Annotated in this window: 18 protein-coding genes and 1 pseudogene; 5 read left to right on the forward strand and 14 right to left on the reverse strand. The window is 34.8% G+C overall.

The window, feature by feature from the left end; all coding sequences use genetic code 11:
* The first annotated feature begins 158 nt into the window (after window positions 1-158).
* The 3 genes from BHY08_RS09890 to BHY08_RS09900 all read left to right on the forward strand — a co-directional run bounded on the left by BHY08_RS09890 (window position 159) and on the right by BHY08_RS09900 (window position 4,496).
* Window positions 159-1,730, forward strand: coding sequence for an Nramp family divalent metal transporter (locus BHY08_RS09890; RefSeq protein ID WP_071457699.1), 1,572 nt, complete (start codon window positions 159-161; stop codon window positions 1,728-1,730).
* A gap of 137 nt (window positions 1,731-1,867) precedes the next feature.
* On the forward strand, window positions 1,868-3,061 hold the full coding sequence (locus tag BHY08_RS09895; protein ID WP_071457700.1) for an MFS transporter: 1,194 nt from the start codon (window positions 1,868-1,870) through the stop codon (window positions 3,059-3,061).
* A 1-nt stretch (window position 3,062) separates the two neighbouring features.
* Window positions 3,063-4,496, forward strand: a complete 1,434-nt coding sequence (locus BHY08_RS09900) for a M20 family metallopeptidase (protein ID WP_071457701.1) — start codon at window positions 3,063-3,065, stop codon at window positions 4,494-4,496.
* A 213-nt stretch (window positions 4,497-4,709) separates the two neighbouring features.
* Here the strand turns inward: BHY08_RS09900 and BHY08_RS09905 are convergent, their stop codons facing one another.
* The 10 genes from BHY08_RS09905 to BHY08_RS09950 form a co-directional block, all read right to left on the reverse strand.
* Window positions 4,710-7,217, reverse strand: coding sequence for a sigma 54-interacting transcriptional regulator (locus BHY08_RS09905; protein WP_071457702.1), 2,508 nt, complete (start codon window positions 7,215-7,217; stop codon window positions 4,710-4,712).
* A gap of 178 nt (window positions 7,218-7,395) precedes the next feature.
* Window positions 7,396-8,220 (reverse strand): PTS system mannose/fructose/sorbose family transporter subunit IID, encoded by an 825-nt coding sequence (locus tag BHY08_RS09910; RefSeq protein WP_071457703.1) that lies wholly within the window; start codon window positions 8,218-8,220, stop codon window positions 7,396-7,398.
* Window positions 8,217-9,026: a PTS mannose/fructose/sorbose/N-acetylgalactosamine transporter subunit IIC gene (locus BHY08_RS09915; protein WP_071457704.1), complete on the reverse strand. Its 810-nt coding sequence runs from the start codon at window positions 9,024-9,026 to the stop codon at window positions 8,217-8,219. Before BHY08_RS09915 ends, BHY08_RS09910 begins: the two co-directional genes overlap by 4 nt.
* 12 nt (window positions 9,027-9,038) lie before the next feature.
* Window positions 9,039-9,536 (reverse strand): PTS sugar transporter subunit IIB, encoded by a 498-nt coding sequence (locus BHY08_RS09920; RefSeq protein ID WP_071457705.1) that lies wholly within the window; start codon window positions 9,534-9,536, stop codon window positions 9,039-9,041.
* A gap of 11 nt (window positions 9,537-9,547) precedes the next feature.
* Window positions 9,548-9,964: a PTS sugar transporter subunit IIA gene (locus BHY08_RS09925; protein WP_071457706.1), complete on the reverse strand. Its 417-nt coding sequence runs from the start codon at window positions 9,962-9,964 to the stop codon at window positions 9,548-9,550.
* Window positions 9,965-10,152: 188 nt separating this feature from the next.
* Window positions 10,153-11,118 (reverse strand): tRNA dihydrouridine synthase, encoded by a 966-nt coding sequence (locus BHY08_RS09930; protein WP_071457707.1) that lies wholly within the window; start codon window positions 11,116-11,118, stop codon window positions 10,153-10,155.
* 138 nt (window positions 11,119-11,256) lie between these two features.
* On the reverse strand, window positions 11,257-11,511 hold the full coding sequence (locus BHY08_RS09935) for a hypothetical protein (protein WP_071457708.1): 255 nt from the start codon (window positions 11,509-11,511) through the stop codon (window positions 11,257-11,259).
* A 163-nt stretch (window positions 11,512-11,674) separates the two neighbouring features.
* A complete protein-coding gene (locus tag BHY08_RS09940) occupies window positions 11,675-12,787 on the reverse strand; it encodes a lactate oxidase (RefSeq protein ID WP_071457709.1) in 1,113 nt (370 codons plus the stop codon).
* Window positions 12,788-12,840: 53 nt separating this feature from the next.
* Entirely contained in the window at window positions 12,841-13,548 is a 708-nt protein-coding gene (locus BHY08_RS09945) for an LrgB family protein (RefSeq protein ID WP_071457710.1), read from the reverse strand.
* The gene (locus tag BHY08_RS09950; RefSeq protein ID WP_071457711.1) at window positions 13,538-13,951 is read right to left on the reverse strand and encodes a CidA/LrgA family protein; all 414 of its coding nucleotides are present in this window, start codon (window positions 13,949-13,951) and stop codon (window positions 13,538-13,540) included. The genes BHY08_RS09945 and BHY08_RS09950 overlap by 11 nt, the downstream gene beginning before the upstream one ends.
* 173 nt (window positions 13,952-14,124) lie before the next feature.
* On the opposite strand from BHY08_RS09950, the gene BHY08_RS09955 reads away from it, so the two are divergent.
* Both BHY08_RS09955 and BHY08_RS09960 read left to right on the forward strand, forming a co-directional pair.
* Window positions 14,125-15,030, forward strand: coding sequence for a LysR family transcriptional regulator (locus BHY08_RS09955; RefSeq protein ID WP_071457712.1), 906 nt, complete (start codon window positions 14,125-14,127; stop codon window positions 15,028-15,030).
* Between the two features lie 84 nt (window positions 15,031-15,114).
* A complete protein-coding gene (locus BHY08_RS09960; protein WP_071457713.1) occupies window positions 15,115-15,429 on the forward strand; it encodes a hypothetical protein in 315 nt (104 codons plus the stop codon).
* Window positions 15,430-15,463: 34 nt separating this feature from the next.
* On the opposite strand, the pseudogene BHY08_RS11500 reads toward BHY08_RS09960, so the two are convergent.
* The 4 genes and pseudogenes from BHY08_RS11500 to BHY08_RS09975 form a co-directional block, all read right to left on the reverse strand.
* Window positions 15,464-15,649, reverse strand: a pseudogene (locus tag BHY08_RS11500) (transposase); the annotation flags it as partial.
* Window positions 15,650-16,420: 771 nt separating this feature from the next.
* On the reverse strand, window positions 16,421-17,050 hold the full coding sequence (locus BHY08_RS09965) for a WxL domain-containing protein (RefSeq protein WP_071457714.1): 630 nt from the start codon (window positions 17,048-17,050) through the stop codon (window positions 16,421-16,423).
* A 16-nt stretch (window positions 17,051-17,066) separates the two neighbouring features.
* A complete protein-coding gene (locus BHY08_RS09970) occupies window positions 17,067-17,705 on the reverse strand; it encodes a WxL domain-containing protein (RefSeq protein ID WP_071457715.1) in 639 nt (212 codons plus the stop codon).
* Between the two features lie 26 nt (window positions 17,706-17,731).
* Window positions 17,732-18,472, reverse strand: coding sequence for a WxL domain-containing protein (locus tag BHY08_RS09975; protein WP_071457716.1), 741 nt, complete (start codon window positions 18,470-18,472; stop codon window positions 17,732-17,734).
* Window positions 18,473-18,479 lie beyond the last annotated feature (7 nt).

Genomic DNA, 18,479 nt, shown 5'->3' on the forward strand with positions numbered 1-18,479 from the left:
GAAATAGGGTGTTGATTATAATTAAAAAATATTCTCATCTTTAATGAACTGTCTTATGTCCCATTATTTCTCAGATATCAATCTTTCAATAAACTTTACTTTCACATTTGCAGGTTTAAGTGTATGATATGTACAGAAAAAAATAAAGGAGGGGTTAAATGAGTGAACCTCATAATAATCATGAATCTCACAAACTAATCGCCCATACAAACGGACGCTCTTTAGAAGAAATAAATGGATCAGTTGAGGTGCCTGTAGGAAAAGGATTTTGGCGAACATTACTCGCTTATTCAGGACCTGGGGCGTTAGTTGCTGTTGGGTATATGGATCCAGGTAATTGGTCAACATCCATTACAGGTGGACAAAATTTTCAGTATCTATTGATGTCTGTCATTTTGATGTCTAGTTTAGTTGCTATGCTCTTGCAATACATGGCTGCTAAGTTAGGGATTGTCACCCAAATGGATTTAGCCCAAGCGATTCGTGCTAGAACAAGTAAAAAGCTGGGGATTGTCTTATGGATTTTAACTGAGTTAGCCATTATGGCCACTGATATTGCTGAAGTTATTGGAGCTGCAATTGCCTTGTATTTACTGTTTGGTATTCCACTGCTCTATGCCGTACTTATTACTGTATTTGATGTTTTGCTATTACTACTTTTAACAAAAATCGGTTTTAGAAAAATTGAAGCGTTAGTTGTCTGCCTAATTTTTGTCATTCTTTTTGTCTTTATTTATCAAATTGCCTTATCCAATCCATCATGGGGAGCTGTTTTTGAAGGCTTAATTCCTACTAAGGACACCTTTGCTGACTCACCAAGAATCGGAGGACAAACACCTTTAACTGGTGCACTAGGAATTATTGGGGCAACGGTTATGCCACATAATTTATATCTGCATTCAGCGGTATCTCAAACAAGAAAAATTGACCATTCTGATGAAAACCATGTAGCTGAAGCGGTTCGTTTTTCGACTTGGGATTCAAATATTCAATTGACTATGGCGTTTTTCGTTAATGCCTTATTGTTAATTATGGGAGTAGCCGTTTTTAAATCCGGCACTGTCAAAGACCCGTCATTCTTTGGTTTATATGAAGCTTTGTCAGACCCTAATACTTTAAGCAATGGGCTTCTTGTATCAGTGGCAAAATCAGGTATCTTATCCACTCTCTTTGCTGTCGCACTTTTAGCATCAGGACAAAACTCAACTATTACCGGAACGTTAACTGGACAAGTTATCATGGAAGGGTTTATTCATATGAAGCTTCCAACTTGGTTAAGACGTCTAGTGACACGTTTAATTTCAGTCATTCCTGTTATTATCTGTGTCATGATGACAAGTAAAAAAGGGACATTAGAAGAACACGAAGCCCTTAACAATTTAATGAATAACTCACAAGTATTCTTAGCTTTCGCCTTACCTTTTTCAATGATTCCACTCCTTATGATGACAAACAGTGAAGCTGAAATGGGACATCGCTTTAAAAATAATGGGATCGTAAAATTTTTTGGGTGGATGTCAGTTATTGCCTTAACTTACCTCAACTTATCTGGACTACCCAGTCAGATGGAAGCTTTTTTTGGTGACACGCCAAGTCAAACAGAACTAACCACCGCACACAGCATTGCCTATGTGCTCATTGTTGGAGTGCTACTTCTTTTAGCTTGGACCATATGGGATTTGTATAAAGGAAACAAGCGAATCATGGAAGCATCGCAAAATACACCATAATTATCTACCAATAGGATTGAAGTTATTTAAATCAATCCTATTTTTTTATTGTATTTTTCATTTAATGTATGTATTATTAAATAAACGTTAGATTTTTTTAATAATACATAACTTACCTAACATAAGGAGTTGGAAGTATGGAATATAATACAAACACCACAAAAAAAAATACAATCGGTATCGTCCTATCACTTATGGTTGGTTACTCAATTATTTATATGGATAAAAGCATGATTTCAACAGCTATTATCCCAATATCCTCAGAATTTAATCTAGACTCTGCTCAAACTGGCCGTATCATGTCCTTTTTCTTTTTAGGTTATTCCCTCATGCAAATTCCTAGTGGTTGGATAGCTGATAAAATCGGAGCTAAAAAAGTGTTAATGCTATCCATGATATTAGTTGCCATCTTTTCAGCCGCATTTGGTTTAGTTGGTGCATTGTCCGCTTTTATTTTAGTAAGATTTTTTGCTGGTGTTGGACATGCTGGATACCCATCTAGTGTGACAAAAGCTGTCGCAACAAATTTTGAACCTGAAAAACGCACCCTAATCCAATCTATCATTTTATCAACATCTGGGATTGGTGGCATATTAGCCTTTACCTTAGGTGCGAACCTTATCAATATAAACTGGCGCTACGCTTATTTTGTCTTAGCTGGATTATTTATATTATCACTAATCTTAATTTTTATTTTTGTTCCTAACAACACACCCGTGCAACAACAAGACAAAAAACGTGTTCCATTCTCAAATGTGTTCTTAAATCGTAGCGTTGTTTTTCTTGCAATGGCTATGTTACTGCAAAATTTCTTACTATATGGAAATATGTCTTGGTTACCATCTGTTTTAAATCAAAAGTTTGAATTAGATTTAAAAAGTATCGGGTATCTATTAGCTGTTAATGCTCTATTTCAAACTATCGCAACAATGTATTCAGGTGTGTTACTATCCAAACTGTTTTTAGGAAAAGAAAAACTCTTCATTTTTTTAACAACAGCACTCACTGCTGTATTAGTAATTGCTTTTATCTTTTCCAATAGCTTAGTGTTATCTATGATTTTCTTAGTATTGGTTAGTATTTTATCTGTCAGTGCTTTTACAGCTATGTTTACTCTACCACATAAGCTAATTAATCCAGAAATTATCGGGGCATCTATGGGATTTATCAATACAGGTGGCACACTCGGTGGTTTCCTTGCACCTATGATTTTGGGTCAACTCATTAAAGTTGGTGGTGGATCATTTACTCTGTCATTTGTGTTTATGGCAATTGCTAGCATCCTTGCTGGTTTAACTGTCTTATTTGGTATTAGAAAGGAAGAAAAATAATATGGAAAAAGCAAAACAACGTATCAATGAATTAATCGAGAAAAAAAGAGTAACTTTTATTGAAGCAGCAGATAAAATTTGGGAAACACCTGAGACGAGATTTGCTGTAGAAAAATCCGTTCAACCTTTTTATGATATTTTAGAAAAAGAAGGATTCTCTATTGAAAAAGGGCTAGCAGACATGGATCACAGTTTTGTCGCCACATATGGTTCTGGAAAACCAGTTATTGGTATTTTGGCCGAATATGATGCATTGAGCAATTTAAGTCAAGTTGCCGATTTAGGTGAACAGAAAGCCCAAGTCCCAGGTGGTAATGGACATGCTTGCGGTCATAACTTACTTGGAACTGGTGCATTAGCTGGTGCTGTTGGGATTAAAGATTATATGGAAGAAAACAACCTAAGTGGTACCATCAAACTATTTGGTTGTCCTGCTGAAGAAAGTGGGTATGGAAAAGCCTATATGGCAAGAAGTGGGGTATTTGATGATGTGGATACTGCGTTGTCATGGCATCCTTGGGACATTAGCGGGATTTGGTCAATTAGTAGCTTAGCAGTGTATCAAATCTACTATCGTTTCAAAGGTATCGCAGCTCATGCCGCTGCTGCACCTGAGTATGGCCGTAGTGCGTTAGATGCCGCCGAATTGATGAATGTCGGCGTACAATTTTTACGTGAGCATATCATTGATGAAGGCCGTGTTCACTATGCCTTTCGAGATGTAGGTGGAGATTCTGCTAACGTGGTTCAACCCTCTGCGGAATTACACTATTTTATTCGTGCTCCAAAAATTGAACAAGCCAATGAGATATTCAAACGTGTCACGCGAATCGCTGAAGGTGCTGCATGGATGACTGAGACAGAATTAGACATCGGGTTTGATTCCGCATGTTATGACTACATTCCTAATCAAGCTATCTCTACCGTCATGCAAAAAAATCTCGAAGAATATGGGAATGCGAATCTAACAAAAGAAGATCAAGAATATGCTCAACGTTACTACGATACTTTACCTGATGCAACAAAAGAACACTTGATTAATCGAGCGAAACAAGTCGATCCAACTTTATCAGACGGCGATGCAAAACGATTGGGTAGTTTACCTGTTTCAGAACAAGTTATGCCTTTAGTCTTCTCTGATGACACACAAGGTTCAACTGATGTTGGAGATGTTAGCTGGATCTGTCCAACAGCACAAGTATTTATTGGGTGTGAGCCTCAAGGAACACCAGCTCACAGTTGGCAATGGGCTGCTAATGGGAAATCTAGCGTCGCTCATAAAGGATTAATCGCCGCAGGTAAAGTCATCGCAACAACAGCTTATGACCTATTAACAAACCCTGAATTAATCGAAAAAGCTAAAGCAGAACACCAAGACGTTTTAAATGGTAAAACTTATGTGTCTGCGATTCCTGAAGATGTATTACCAAAATAAAAAAATCCAGACAAGTTTTTACAATTGTCTGGATTTTTTTAGCCATTTAATACTGCGCCACCATTAACGTGTAAGCATTAGCCACTGATATAACTACTATCTTGATTAGAAGATGAAATACAAAAAAATCATTATTGTCTTTTCTATGATAATCTTCTTTTAGTTTGTTTAATTTATGTTCCAATGATGTCTAAATATTATATTTGAAACTAATTAACTCGCAATAATTTCATGTAAGACATATAATTCCCAATCAGAAATACTAATACGATAAAAATCCTCAATAGATGACAATAAATCTTTAATATTTGAGTAGAAATAATTGTCATTGACCTTTAATAACGACAAATCAGTTGGCACAGGATAATCAACTGACCCTAAAATCGTACGTTCAATCATCAATGCTAAATGCATCGTCAAATTGAATTTAATTTTGACGTTAAATTTAATGCCAAAACGTCTCTCACATTTTTCGATAATTAGCTCTACTTGTTTAATAATGATTTCCGGATTTAAGAAATTTAATTTTTCAGATAGACCTTCTTTTGAGAAGAAATAAATACATTTATTAGTCAAATCAGTCATGTATTTTTCGTGAATGGTATTACGAAACGTATATTTCATCGCTTGATGTTCGGTATCCTCATCTAAAATATCTAATAAATTAACGGAAGACACAGCTGTTTTATTATCGAGATAAGACGTCGTAATAATGAGTTCTGTTGTATCAAGATAACCTTTATCTGAGTTTTCACGGTCTAAAATATCGAGCAATTCATTAAAATGCATCACAATGATTTTTATTTCTGGATTAATAAACGGTTCAAATAATTTCTTCAATTTTTTGGCAATATCATAACCCAATATACTTGAAATAATGACATTGCGATCATTTGAAAAGCCTTCAAAATATTGAATATCTGTGATAAATTTTTGTTTAATATTTTTGGTGATGTCATAAAATGTGTGATGATTCAGTAGTTGCTGACCAATTTCCAGTGCAAATGAGGTCGTAAGATTATTAACAACCAATAATTCTCCCATAATCTCTGGTTTTAAACTCTTATAAAAATGAACCAATGATCCCATATCTACCAACATAATGACCCCTTCAGAAGTATCTCGCTCAGAAAGCCACGATTTCACTTCTAATACAATGTCTTTAATAGAGGCATCAAGTGGCATGTTAATCGCATCAAACACATAATTGCCACATAATTGATTGGACACAGCTTGAATACTGCTTGCGGTTGTATCACCATGAGCAACAAGTAATGCATGATAAGCAATTTCTTCTTTTATAGATCCTATTAAAAATAGGCTCAACAAAAAACGTGCTTCTTTTTTATATTCAACGGGTAGTTTAGACGTAATTTTTTTAGCAAAAAGTGCCGTACGTGGATAGTCCATACTAATCATTTGTTTTATTGGTTGATGATCAAACTTGATACAATCTTTTAGTAATAGGTATGTAGTTAGTTTTTCAAGATAAGGTGTCACACTATCTACTTTACCCATTATTTGTTTAGTATTAGCAAGTATTTTTTCTCTAATTTGTTTTAAAACATAGGTTTCTCCACCAAAATCATCTTTGGATAGCGGAAAACCCAGTAGCGTTTCTCGTAACTCCAATACATCACTCGTGGAATGTAGTAACACATTTAGTTTTTCCGGCATCTCTTTTGACACATCCACTAGTTGATTAAGTGGTTCATCATAAATCACTTTCACTACATCATCGTGATTATCACCTATGTATAGCACATCTTTATCCTCTTGATAATGAAGTGCATCAGCACAATATAACTTGACCTTGTTGGCTAATTGCCCAATATTTCCTGACATTTTTTCATGTAAAAAGCGATCAAAAATCAAACGATCAATCATCATGTCCTTTTTCAACAATTTCGCTTCTTTTAAAAACAAGACTCTTAAAATCGTCTCTCGCTCTTGTAATGGCCGTAGATGATAATCCGCTAACTCCAATACAGCAGAGATACGACGTAAAAAGGTTGGTAATAACACCTCTTTAGGGTCTTCTGTTGTTGCAAAAATCAAGCGAACGTTAGCTGTTTCTACTTTATCTTCTTCCCCAATTAAGCGAAACTGACCTGAATCCATAAACTGAAATAGTTTTTCTTGATTTTCATATGACAAACGATGGACTTCATCTAAAAATAAAATACCGTTGTCTGCTTTACTAAGTAACCCTTTTTTATCTTTGTCAGCACCAGTATAAGCCCCTTTTTTATGACCAAATAATGTTGAAGATAACAATTCAGGATTATTTGCGTAATCCGCACAGTTAAATACCACGATATTATCTGAGCAATTCGCCTGTTGTTGATTAAGGTAATCAAAAATCAAGTGTGCTAAATAGGTTTTCCCTACCCCACTATTTCCATAAATTAAAACAGGTAGTCCTTTTGGTGGATAAGACATCGCAGCTTTACAGGTTTTTATCATAGATTTGGCACTGCCTTTACTACCGATAAATTGTTCAAACACATCTTGTAACGTATGGAAATCGTGACTAGTTAGTCGCCAAACGATTGGATATGTTTCACTTTTAATAACCTCTTTATCTTTGGCTAACTCATTTAAATATAAACTCGTGACTGAGCGACTTAACCCAATTTTTTTAGCTAATTCAGTTGTCGTAATCCCAACTTGTTCCTCCCCTATACCTTGAAGCAAATGCCTTCTAGTCGACTCCTTCATTCTACCAATCCCCCTACATACTAAAAAACGCATGGCACGTATTGCCCATGCGTTTCACTCTTACATACCGATAACATAACGACACACAGTTGCTTTGCTTGTTAAATTTTAGCATAGTTTACCTGATTAATGTGTCATGATTCATTACCAAAACCCTATGTATTGTGTAATAAATTGATTAACAAATACCAAGTAACCCTAAAATAATCCCTAAAATCATAATGCCAAACATCACAACATTGATATTTACTTTTTTACGTAATAACCAGAACGTAATCAATGTTACTGTTAATGGAACAATCCCTACAAATAGTTGATCTAAGTAATCTTGAATTTTAATTGGATCAGAACCACTGACTGTTACTTCTAAAATCGTTTTGAATTTTACAGTTGAAGAAGTCATACTTCCCATCATTAGTAATCCAACCATACTAGATGCTTTAGTCAGTATTTTCATACCGCCACTTTCATAAAGCTTTTGAATGAAGTTGGCCCCAACAGAATAGCCTGTGTAAAGAGCATAATAATGAATAATAAAAGCTGGAATATTGTAAAGTGCTAAGAAAACGATGGCTCCCATAACTGATCCAGTACTGGCAATTGAAATCCCAATACTTGCAGCAATAACGCGTAAAATCCCCCAAAAGAATGAATCTCCAATACCTGATAAAGGTCCCATCAATGATGCTTTAACGGCAGTAATTGAGCTTGCATCAAAATTCTCATCTTCACTATTTTGTTTTTCCATTGAGGTAACAAGACCCATAATAAAGTTATTAATATGCATAGTAGCATTAAACCATGTTGTATGACGGACAATCGCGTCTGCTCGTTCTTCCTCTGTTTTGTAGTAACGATTGATGACTGGAAGTAAGGTATAGATAACACCTAACGCATGATATTGTGTTGCTCCTGTACGACTAGCATTCATTGTCCATGAGCGCCAAAAGACTGAGCGCATCATTTTTTTATCTTCAACTGACATATCTTGTTTTAGTTTCATGCGAAAAAGTCCTCCTCTTCTTCTTCTTTACTCATTTCACCACTTGCTACTTTTCCTTGTGTGGTTGGTAAATTCATCATTTGTACATCACGTTGAACCATCATCACACAAATCACAATCCCAACAGCCGCCACTGCGACAGCCGGTAATTTCAAGTAAGCTGTTAAAATAAAGCCTAATAAGTAAAATACCGCTAATTTATTGTCCCAAAGTAATTTCATCAACATCGCAAACCCAACAGCTGGTAATAAGCCACCTGCCGCACTCAATCCATTCATCACATTTTGTGGAATGTTATTTACCATAACGGCAACAGGTTCACTTCCAAGTAAGACCCCAACAAATGAAATCGCAGCAATAATAAAGTAATAAAAAATCCATGTCCCATAATGTAGTGCCACAATTTTTCGTTGATTATTTTCACGTGCAACACGATCCAACATTGGTGCAAAAACATTCATCAAGACATTTTTCAAAAACATCACGACAAACGCTGCTAACATCCCAATCGGAATGGCTAATGTAATTGCCGCTTTTTGCTCAACGTTTGCAATAATCGCGAATGTTGTCGCAAGAGTTGTTGCTGTCACTGGCTCGGCAGAGATTACGCCACCAATATTCACATTTCCCATAAACACGGCTTCAAGTGCTGCTCCCATCAAAACACCTGTTTTTAAATCTCCCATCAATAGCCCTGTCACAAGACCCACAACTAATGGGCGTTCCAACATACTTTGACCTGTTAAATAGTTACCAGCAAAACAGATAAACACACTAAGTCCTGCCATAAGTGCATGCATTAACATTTTTTATCCCCCTTAAACATTTTTCAATGCTTTTTTCAATTCTAATTTTGGATTAGTTGGTAAAACTTGATTGTAGCTCTCCACACGTTCTAACTCAGACAATTCTTTTGCAGCCGTTAATTCATCTGGATTAAGTAACACACTTGGGAAAATTGTTGTTTTGTCTTTTGGATCTGATTTATCAAAACGACCCGCATTTGCCACATTCACTGTTTCTACAGCATCGACGTGTTGCGCGATTTTATTCGCATCAGATACACAGTTTACAATCACAAACATGCGTTTATCTTTTCCACGAGGGTCATTAAATAATTCAATCGCATCATCCACTGAACGAACTAATAATTTCATGCCATTTGGTACGGCCATTTTTAATGTCATTTGCATCACTTGATTTTTTGCCGCCTCATCATTTGCTACAACTAAAAGTGGGGCATTCAATTCTTTTGTCCATACAACAGCCACCTGTCCATGAATTAATCGGTCATCTACTCTAATTTGTGTAATCATTTTTTCTCCTCCTAAAAAATATCGTCCTCTTCTTCTATTGTGGTTGAAACCAGTTGAACCTGTGATTCTTGAATTGCAGCTAATATATCCTCTTTTGACAACATGCCAGTATTTTCATGAAACATAATCGATAAAATAATAGCTAAATTTGAATTTGATACCAACATAATGTTGTCTTTCCCTGATGTCATAATTTCTGCGGCAATTTTTTGATTCACACTCCCACCGTATAAATCTGTGAATACAATCCCCTGACTATCTTCACTAACCTCTTGAATAAATTGTTGAACATTTGGTGTGTAATCATCATCCGTAACATAAGCATCTATTACTTGGACATTGTCTCCACTACCTGTTAAGACGTTCAACGAGTTTTGTAACCCGCTAGCAAATTTGCCATGAGTTGCAATTAAATAACTTCTCTCCATTTTTTTCACCTCTTCGCTTTTATATAAGCAAGTATGATGCCAACTTTTCTGCAGTCACAGAATGCGGTTACAAAAGGTTTTTAGGTAAATTATACTGTTTAAACACTTTTCTTTTTTTCTAAACAACTTAAACACTTAAAAAAGACACTGCTTCTTAAATTTAAGAAACAATGTCTTTTAATGATTATTTAGTTATCTTTTGGAAAAAAGGCATCTAATAAGGCACGTACTTCATCTGTTGATTTAGTATTCATTAAACTAACACGTAAATCACTGGCTCCTGGAAAGCCTTTAACATAAATTTTAAAGAATCGATGCAAACCAACAATGGAACGTGGCACTTGTTTAGCATACTCATCTTGTAAGTCTAATTGAAGTCTCAATAGCCCTAATAAGTCTTCTGTTGAATGATTTTTAGGTTCTTTCTCAAAGGCATATGGATTTTTGAATATCCCTCTTCCTATCATGACACCATCCACACCATATTTTTCGACTAACTCAAGTCCCATCTGTCGATCAAGCACATCTCCATTAATAGTAATGAGTGTATTAGGTGCTATCTCATCTCTTAATGCCAATATTTCTGGAATTAATTCCCACTTAGCAGGTACTTTACTCATTTCATCTCGAGTTCTTAAATGAATCGACAAGTTCGCTATATCTTGTTTTAAAATATGTGTCAGCCAATCTATCATCTCATCTTGTGAGTGATACCCAATACGTGTTTTCACACTGACTGGTAGTCCACCTTCTTTTGCTGCGGCGATTAATTCTGCCGCCACGTCAGGACGTAATATTAAGCCACTACCTTTCCCACGTGTTGCCACATTAGGGACAGGACATCCCATATTAATATCAATGCCTTTGAATCCCATCTCTTTTAGTTCTGTACTCATCTGTCTAAAGTACTCAGGATTATCTCCCCAGATATGCGCCACGATAGGTTGCTCGTCTTCTTCAAAGACCAATCTTCCTTGAACGCTTTCTTTACCATCTGGATGACAAAAACTATCCGAGTTAGTAAATTCGGTAAAAAACACATCAGGTGCACCCGCTTCTTTCACCACATGACGAAATACCACATCCGTCACGTCTTCCATTGGTGCTAAAATAAAAAATGGCTTCGGTAATTCTTGCCAAAAGTTGGTTGTCATATAAGTTTCTCCGTTCTAAATCCTTTTACTAAGTCACTTGGTATTATACTAATAATGACAAAAAGACGCAAAGCCTATAGTCCCGAACTATGACAAAATAAAAACAGACAACCCATAAATGAGTTATCTGTCTTTATCTTATAAACCGTATTTTTCAAATTCTTTTTCGATTTTTTCAAATTCTTTTTCGTCATATTTTTCGTATTTTTCAATGTCATGTAAAATACGTTTAATGTTATGTAATGCTTTAGATTCATAGTACCATTTTCTTACACTATGATTTTTAGGGTCAGTTTCGACTTGATCTAATTTATCTAAATTAGCATCTAATTCATTTAAAACTTTCACAACATCATCAATTACTTTGTCTTCTTTTTTTTCATAATTTGTCATTTTGAAAACACCTCTTCAATAAGTATAAGTTAATTATACTCCTATTATATTAGAAAACAAACTGATAACACTTATATATATCATTTTAATAGCTTGCTTTGTCTAAGAAACACTAACTTCAATATAAGAGATAATTAAATAAAGGTAATATAAAAAAATAGGTTTATTTTTTCATATCGAATAATCGTGCATGTTTGACATCTTCAATTGTTTGTGTTCCTGCTAATTGCATCACACGTTTTAAATCAGTTTCAAAATATTCCAAAACAGATTTAACACCTTTCCACCCACCTAGAGCTAATCCAAATAATACTGGACGACCTAAAGCAATAATATCTGCTCCACTTGCTAGTGCTTTAAAGATGTGCTCTCCACGACGAACACCACTATCAAATACGATTGGCACACGACCTGCTACTGCTTCAGAGATTTCAGCTAACACTTCAAACGATCCTGGTGCATTATCTAACTGACGTCCACCGTGATTTGATACCCAGATACCAGCTGCTCCGGTACCAATTGCTAATACAGCATCTTCAGGCGTTTGTACACCTTTAACAAATACTGGCAAACCAGAATATTCAGCAATAAATTTCACATCTGCTGGTTCAATTTTTTGTTTTGATTGAGCATAGATATTATTTAGTGACATGTTTTTCCCTGAACCTGTCAAATAACGAGAAACAATTGGCATACCAAATGGGTACACAAATTTATTTTCTAAATCACGTTCACGGTTACCACTTAGTGTTGCATCAGCTGTTAAAATAATCGCTGTCGCTCCATCTGCTTTTGCTTCATCTAAGATGTTTTTATTCATCTCTTCATCTTTACTCATATAAATTTGGAACCAACGTGGATTGCCATTTAAACCAGCGTCGATTTCTTCAAATGTCGCACCAGAATAAGCACTGATAGACATAATGGTGCCACCAAATTCTGAAATACCTTTTGCAGTTCCTGCTTCTTTTGTCGCATGAGCTAATCCGTGAGCTGCAATTGGAGCCATGATAAATGGTACTTTTAAATCGTGTTCAAAGATTTTTGTTGATGTATCTGGATTTTCCACATCAGCTAACACGCGAGGTAAAATACCTTTACTTAACCAAGCTTCATCATTGCGTTGGAGAGTAAACTCTTTTCCGGAACCACCTGATATGTAGTCAAACCCTCCTTTAGGAATCACTTTGCTTGCCGCTTCTTCTAATCTATACGTACTAATTACGTCGATTTCTTGTTCGATTGTTGGTGCATTGTATGTTTGTTGTTCTGTCATTTTTTTCATCCTTTTTTGATTTTTGGGTTTTTAAATTTTATTCCCTAACTTAATTAAAATAAAAGATTTGTAATTGGTCCTGTAAATGGTACCAATATTACAACTGTAATACCTGTTACAACGATTGATAAGCCTGACATAGCTCCTTGAACTTCACCAAGTTCAATCGCTTTTGCTGTTCCCATAGCATGAGAAGAACTTCCTAATGCGACTCCTTGAGCCACTGGATCTGTAATGTTAAACAACTTAAAGACAGTTGGTCCAATCATCGCTCCAATAACGCCCGTAAAAACAACCACTGCAACAGTCAGTGATACAATCCCGCCAAGAGAGTCAGATACTCCTACTGCAATAGCCGTCGTAATTGATTTAGGAATTAATGTTGCTCCCATCTCTTGTTCGAATTTAAATAACATACTGAAAGCATAAATCATAATGGTATGGAAAATCACACCACTAAATATTCCCGTTAATATAGCTAGGTAATATTTTTTCAAATAAACAAAATTTTGTTCCAACTTAATGGCTAAAGCAACAGTCGCTGGAGTAACAAATAAACTTAAAAACTGTCCACCATTTTTATAGGTTTCAAGCGGGATATCCAAGAATACTAAAATTAATATAAGTGCTATAATCGCAAATACTAATGGCGTAAATAATGGATTTTTCGGCCATTTAGCTTTCAATCTTGCTGATAGTAAATATAAACCAACTGTTAAACTTATCCATAAAAATGGGCTTTCTATTACATTAGACAACATCTGCTTCCACCTCAACTTCTTCAAGAGTATCTGCAGATTTTGTTTCCGCTTCCAATTCTTTTGATTTAACAGCTTGAACAATTCGTCCAACAAACGCAATCATTAGTGTTGTTGTCACAACCATAATAACCAGTAATTGCCACCACGTATTGGCTAAGATGCCGAAGTGTGCCATAAGTCCAACGCCTGCTGGGACAAAGAATATTCCCATATTATTAGTTAACCATGTTCCCACTTCATCGACTTGGTCCATCCTAACCCACTTAAAGTGAAGAGCACAGAAAAAGAGCACCATACCAATCACACTTCCTGGAATTGCAATAAAATTAGATAATAGTGCAGAGACTATTTCACCTAATAAAGAAAATAAAAAAATCCAGAAAAATTGTTTGATTTGCTTCATAAAAATCAACTCACTTTCGTTTTGTAAACGTTTTATCGACATAAATATAGCATGAGATAGATTCTTTGAATAATACTATTTCCTTATGATATTATAAGCGTTGTTTATGCAAATTGCTTTTATATACATTTTACTTATGAGTGTTTTTTCACAATATTTTAGAGGAGCCTACCATGAATTTAAAAGATTTAACATACTTTCATCATCTTGCGCAAACGCTTAATTTTACTGCTACTGCTGATTATTTTTATATATCCCAACCTTCTATTTCTATGGCTATAAAACGACTAGAAATCGAACTAGATACCATTCTAATTGATAGAAAAAGAATTCACAAGAAGCTTAGTTTAACTGAAACCGGTAACATTTTATATCGTTATTCTCATCAAATTTTAAAGTCAGTTGAACAAGCTGAAGAGGAGATTCATGACTTTAAACATCAAATCGTCTATTTTGGTTTCTTACCAACTATTGGAGGCTATTTTATGTCCCGTTTATTACCTCATTTGAATACATTTTCTTCTTCAATAAAATTCATTGAAGAAGAGAGTTCTGATGTTATGTTAAGCCTAGTAAAAAGCGGTAAGGTTCCCATTGCAATCATTGGAAGTGACGAACCTGTATTTAACGATGACTCTTTAATTCAAGTTCCATTAAAACAAGAAGACATGGCTTTATGGGTATCCAAGAGCCACCCACTTGCTACTAAAAAAAAGACCTCCCCTACAACTTGTAAGGAAGATGTCTTTATTTCATTAGAAAAAGGATACATGCACCACCGAATCTTTGATGACTGGGTATTAGATCATCACTTAAAAAATATTCAAACAATTTATACTAAAGAAATACAGACTGCTCTATCAATTGCTAGTTCTACAAACATGATAGCCTTTTTAAGTGATATTTTAGTACGAGATCACCCGGGATTAGTTAAAGTTGAAATTGAGCAACCGCCACAAATCTATATAAGTCTTATAGTAAATAAACACATTCATCAATCTAATACATTTCAGACAACATTTAATCAAAAAATTATTGATTTAGCACAAGAATTTAGCCAACCTTTTAACGTGGAGTAAACTATTTATTTTATTAACAATAATTTCTAAATAATATATGAAACTAATTATTTTTTTGGTATGATGATATGAGGAGTTGATATAATGAAAAAACAAGGTATTTTAAATATCGTACTATTAATGTCGTTAATTATATTTGCTGGAGTAAGTGTCTACAAAGTAGAACAAAATAATAAGGATATTGCTCAAGCGCAAATTCAAATAAACGAATTAAAGGCAACGATAGATAAACAATCAAAAGAATTAAGTGATAAAAATACCACAATAAAAGATCTAAAAAGTGACATCCAAACTGCTCAGGAGAAAATAAAAAAACTAAATGAAACGAGCTCGTTTTCACAAACAGATACTCAAGTCGGCGACACACAAAACAATACAATCACTTATAACCCATTCTAATAAAAATGGCTCTTTGTCAAATAGGACTGATGAGTTAAATTGGTAAGATGATGATTGTGAGAGTAATCTCACATTTATCATCTTTTTTAGTTATTTTATTTTTTATAAGGCCGTTTATCAAGAAAATCCTTATTCTCATATTATGAAATGATTTGAATCCGTATGACACTCGTTTTAGTGTTTTTATATGAGTATTCTTGTCTTCTCTACTAGCATGCGACTTGAATTCGTCTACCATTAGAACGTCAGGAAATCGCTGGGGTTTAAGTTGATGTGGTAATTGAGTTTCAACATATTTAATAACCCTTATAACAAGTCGTTAAGGAGACTTGGCATAATTTAGCGATTAACGTCATAGACATTTTTCAGTTAAAAGTTCTAAGATTTGTAAAGTAATAAACTTACTAATATGACAACTTTTTCAACGATTGAGCATTGAGTAGTCCAATTTTGTTTACAATTTTTACTAGCATAAGGTAGGGGGGAATAAGTCCCTTTAATAATTAAAGTATTCTTCCATTAATGTTAGCTTCTTCTGTACTGGCTAAATCTAAATAATTACCTGTTATTCTTAGCATTTTTTTGATATGATTATTCATGACATGTCGTCCTTTCTACCTAATGTTTTTGTTGGTACTTAAATTTTACTAGATAGACGACATGTTTTTAAATAAAACAAACTAAAAAGGGCTGATGAATCGAATTTTGATTCATCAGCCCTTTAAATTATAAAGCCATAAAAAATAATCGTAGAAGTCTTATCTAAATAGAAGACTTCTATGATTTTTATTGTATTATTTTATAAATCTACAATCATACCTCTAGTAATTTCAATTTGCATGAATACAACGAAGGTGTTTTCATATTTGCCATCCGTTTTGGGATCCATTCCGTTTTTATTTATAAAGAAATTCAGTCTGCTTATCAAGCAATAAATTATTGACTTAACTAAAAGTTTTGGGAAACCTTTTAAGATAGAGTAACCAGCTATTTAATGTGACACTGGTGAGTCAGTTAATGTATAAGTCAATGTTGCTGTATAAGTATCTTGTAAATTTCCAGCTGGGATTTTTAATTGAATTTTATCTGTTGGATACTGTATAGTCCAGCTACCATAACCTTTACCGACATCAGCTGTCACAATATTAACAGCGTCTTCACCAGAAGACACAATCTTTCCTTTTTCATCTCCAGTAAAGGCATTATCTGTAGTTAATGTATTAGGTAAAATGGCACTAGTATCACCACTTGTTGTGGTTGTTGGTGTCACACTAGGATAAAACAATTGAGCACCAGTCAGTTGCTTACCTTTAGTACTTCCTGTAAAATGACTCAATTTGGTAGACAATTGCCATCCAGGAGCATTACCACTTAATTCTTGAATAGAAATATTCACATCATTTGAATTAGTTGTTACGATATCTTCTGCTGAAATAGTCGCATCTTTAAATGTAATATCTGATGCCTCTGTCAGTTTTAATGTCTCTGTCGGAGCCACCAAATTAAATGTAGCAGTCGCATCTTGATTAACGGATGCAGCAAACGTCACACTACTTGTCATTAAAGCAATAGCTGACAAGCTTAACCCAAAGAGTATGTTCTTTATATTATGTGATTTCATTCTATCTCCTCCTAAATTATATTGTTGGTCCATCTGTTAAGGTATAAGTCAATGATGATTCATAGTTTCCCGCAAGGTTACCTGCAGGTATGTTTAATTCTAATTTATGAGTTGCATCATACGTTCCCGTCCATTGACCATTTCCTTTTCCAGATACAGATTTTATTAATACTTTATTACTTGGTGTATCTGAAGAGTTAATCCTTAAACCCTTGACGAAAGAATCTTCAAAGCTTTCATCCGTTGAGAGAGTTTCTGGTGTACGCTCAGCAACATCAACTGTTGCACTTGTCGTCAAGGTAATGGCTGGATAAAACAATTGAACTCCTTTTAATACTCGACTATTGGAGGAATCTTTAAATTCGCCTAAAGATACAGAAAGAGACCAACCCGGAGCATCTCCACGAATATCAGTTATGACAAGATTAGGTGATTGTTCTTCTGTTAATGTCATATCTGTAATACCTATTGCCTTAGATCCAAAATTTAAATCAGATGCTTTAGTAATCTCTAACAATGAAACAGAAGGATCGGTATTTTCGATTAAGTTAACTGTCGCTTTTTGTGTCTTAGGTTCCATATCTACTGCTAATACAGTTTCCCCTATGATTAGAGTAGATAAAAGTAAGGTACAACAAAACCATATTTTTTTCATAGTACTTCTCCTAACTTGTAATCTGTTTATTTTACGCCATCAACTAATTGCCAAGTCAATGTTGCTTTATAACCAGTGTTTGCAGTGATACTATTAGTTGGAGCACTAAAAACAATATGTTCATTATCTGTTGCACCAGCTTCTGCTGTATATCTTGCTAACCATGTTCCTCGTCCTGTTCCCTTATCAGCTGATAACAAGGTTTGTACCCCTGTATTACCAGCAGACAAACTAATATCATGTGTCTTAGCAAGGTCAACATCACTACCATTTACAGTATCATTACTTGTAACAGCTTCACCATTTTTAAATGATATAGTAGCACCCGTAATTGGCTTATTCGTATTTTTAGTATCAGTTGGAACAAAATCTCCTAGAGATACATTTAATTTCCAACCTGCTGCAGTGCCTCTTAAATCACTGACTTGATAAAATCTAGGCGTATCATTCTTAACATTGGCTGTCACAGTTTTACTTGTAATCTCAATATCACTACCAAAATCTAAGTTAGATAAATAGTTAATTTGTAAAGCACCAGTTTGTCCAGTTGTATTTCCATCATTTGGATCGGTTGGACCTGGTTTAGTAGGGTCTTTGGGATCAGTTGGGTTAACAGGTTTCACAGGAGTATTTCCTCCTGCAATGGCTTTAATCGTTGCGTTTGATTCAGCATTTTCTCCTTCTGCTGCCATAATGGTTGTACCAAAAGATGCCATAAAAATCGCACTTAAAGAAATCACACTGATTAATTTGACTTGTTTTTTCATTATACTC

It is taken from the genome of Vagococcus teuberi, assembly GCF_001870205.1.
Classification (GTDB): domain Bacteria; phylum Bacillota; class Bacilli; order Lactobacillales; family Vagococcaceae; genus Vagococcus; species Vagococcus teuberi.

What these genes read in the sequence shown, in the direction of transcription:
- BHY08_RS09890 (WP_071457699.1), top strand. Translation starts at nt 159, where the DNA reads ATGAGTGAACCTCATAATAATCATGAATCTCACAAACTAATCGCCCAT.
- BHY08_RS09895 (WP_071457700.1), top strand. Translation starts at nt 1,868, where the DNA reads ATGGAATATAATACAAACACCACAAAAAAAAATACAATCGGTATCGTC.
- BHY08_RS09900 (WP_071457701.1), top strand. Translation starts at nt 3,063, where the DNA reads ATGGAAAAAGCAAAACAACGTATCAATGAATTAATCGAGAAAAAAAGA.
- BHY08_RS09905 (WP_071457702.1), bottom strand. Translation starts at nt 7,217, where the DNA reads ATGAAGGAGTCGACTAGAAGGCATTTGCTTCAAGGTATAGGGGAGGAA.
- BHY08_RS09910 (WP_071457703.1), bottom strand. Translation starts at nt 8,220, where the DNA reads ATGAAACTAAAACAAGATATGTCAGTTGAAGATAAAAAAATGATGCGC.
- BHY08_RS09915 (WP_071457704.1), bottom strand. Translation starts at nt 9,026, where the DNA reads ATGTTAATGCATGCACTTATGGCAGGACTTAGTGTGTTTATCTGTTTT.
- BHY08_RS09920 (WP_071457705.1), bottom strand. Translation starts at nt 9,536, where the DNA reads ATGATTACACAAATTAGAGTAGATGACCGATTAATTCATGGACAGGTG.
- BHY08_RS09925 (WP_071457706.1), bottom strand. Translation starts at nt 9,964, where the DNA reads ATGGAGAGAAGTTATTTAATTGCAACTCATGGCAAATTTGCTAGCGGG.
- BHY08_RS09930 (WP_071457707.1), bottom strand. Translation starts at nt 11,118, where the DNA reads ATGACAACCAACTTTTGGCAAGAATTACCGAAGCCATTTTTTATTTTA.
- BHY08_RS09935 (WP_071457708.1), bottom strand. Translation starts at nt 11,511, where the DNA reads ATGACAAATTATGAAAAAAAAGAAGACAAAGTAATTGATGATGTTGTG.
- BHY08_RS09940 (WP_071457709.1), bottom strand. Translation starts at nt 12,787, where the DNA reads ATGACAGAACAACAAACATACAATGCACCAACAATCGAACAAGAAATC.
- BHY08_RS09945 (WP_071457710.1), bottom strand. Translation starts at nt 13,548, where the DNA reads ATGTTGTCTAATGTAATAGAAAGCCCATTTTTATGGATAAGTTTAACA.
- BHY08_RS09950 (WP_071457711.1), bottom strand. Translation starts at nt 13,951, where the DNA reads ATGAAGCAAATCAAACAATTTTTCTGGATTTTTTTATTTTCTTTATTA.
- BHY08_RS09955 (WP_071457712.1), top strand. Translation starts at nt 14,125, where the DNA reads ATGAATTTAAAAGATTTAACATACTTTCATCATCTTGCGCAAACGCTT.
- BHY08_RS09960 (WP_071457713.1), top strand. Translation starts at nt 15,115, where the DNA reads ATGAAAAAACAAGGTATTTTAAATATCGTACTATTAATGTCGTTAATT.
- BHY08_RS09965 (WP_071457714.1), bottom strand. Translation starts at nt 17,050, where the DNA reads ATGAAATCACATAATATAAAGAACATACTCTTTGGGTTAAGCTTGTCA.
- BHY08_RS09970 (WP_071457715.1), bottom strand. Translation starts at nt 17,705, where the DNA reads ATGAAAAAAATATGGTTTTGTTGTACCTTACTTTTATCTACTCTAATC.
- BHY08_RS09975 (WP_071457716.1), bottom strand. Translation starts at nt 18,472, where the DNA reads ATGAAAAAACAAGTCAAATTAATCAGTGTGATTTCTTTAAGTGCGATT.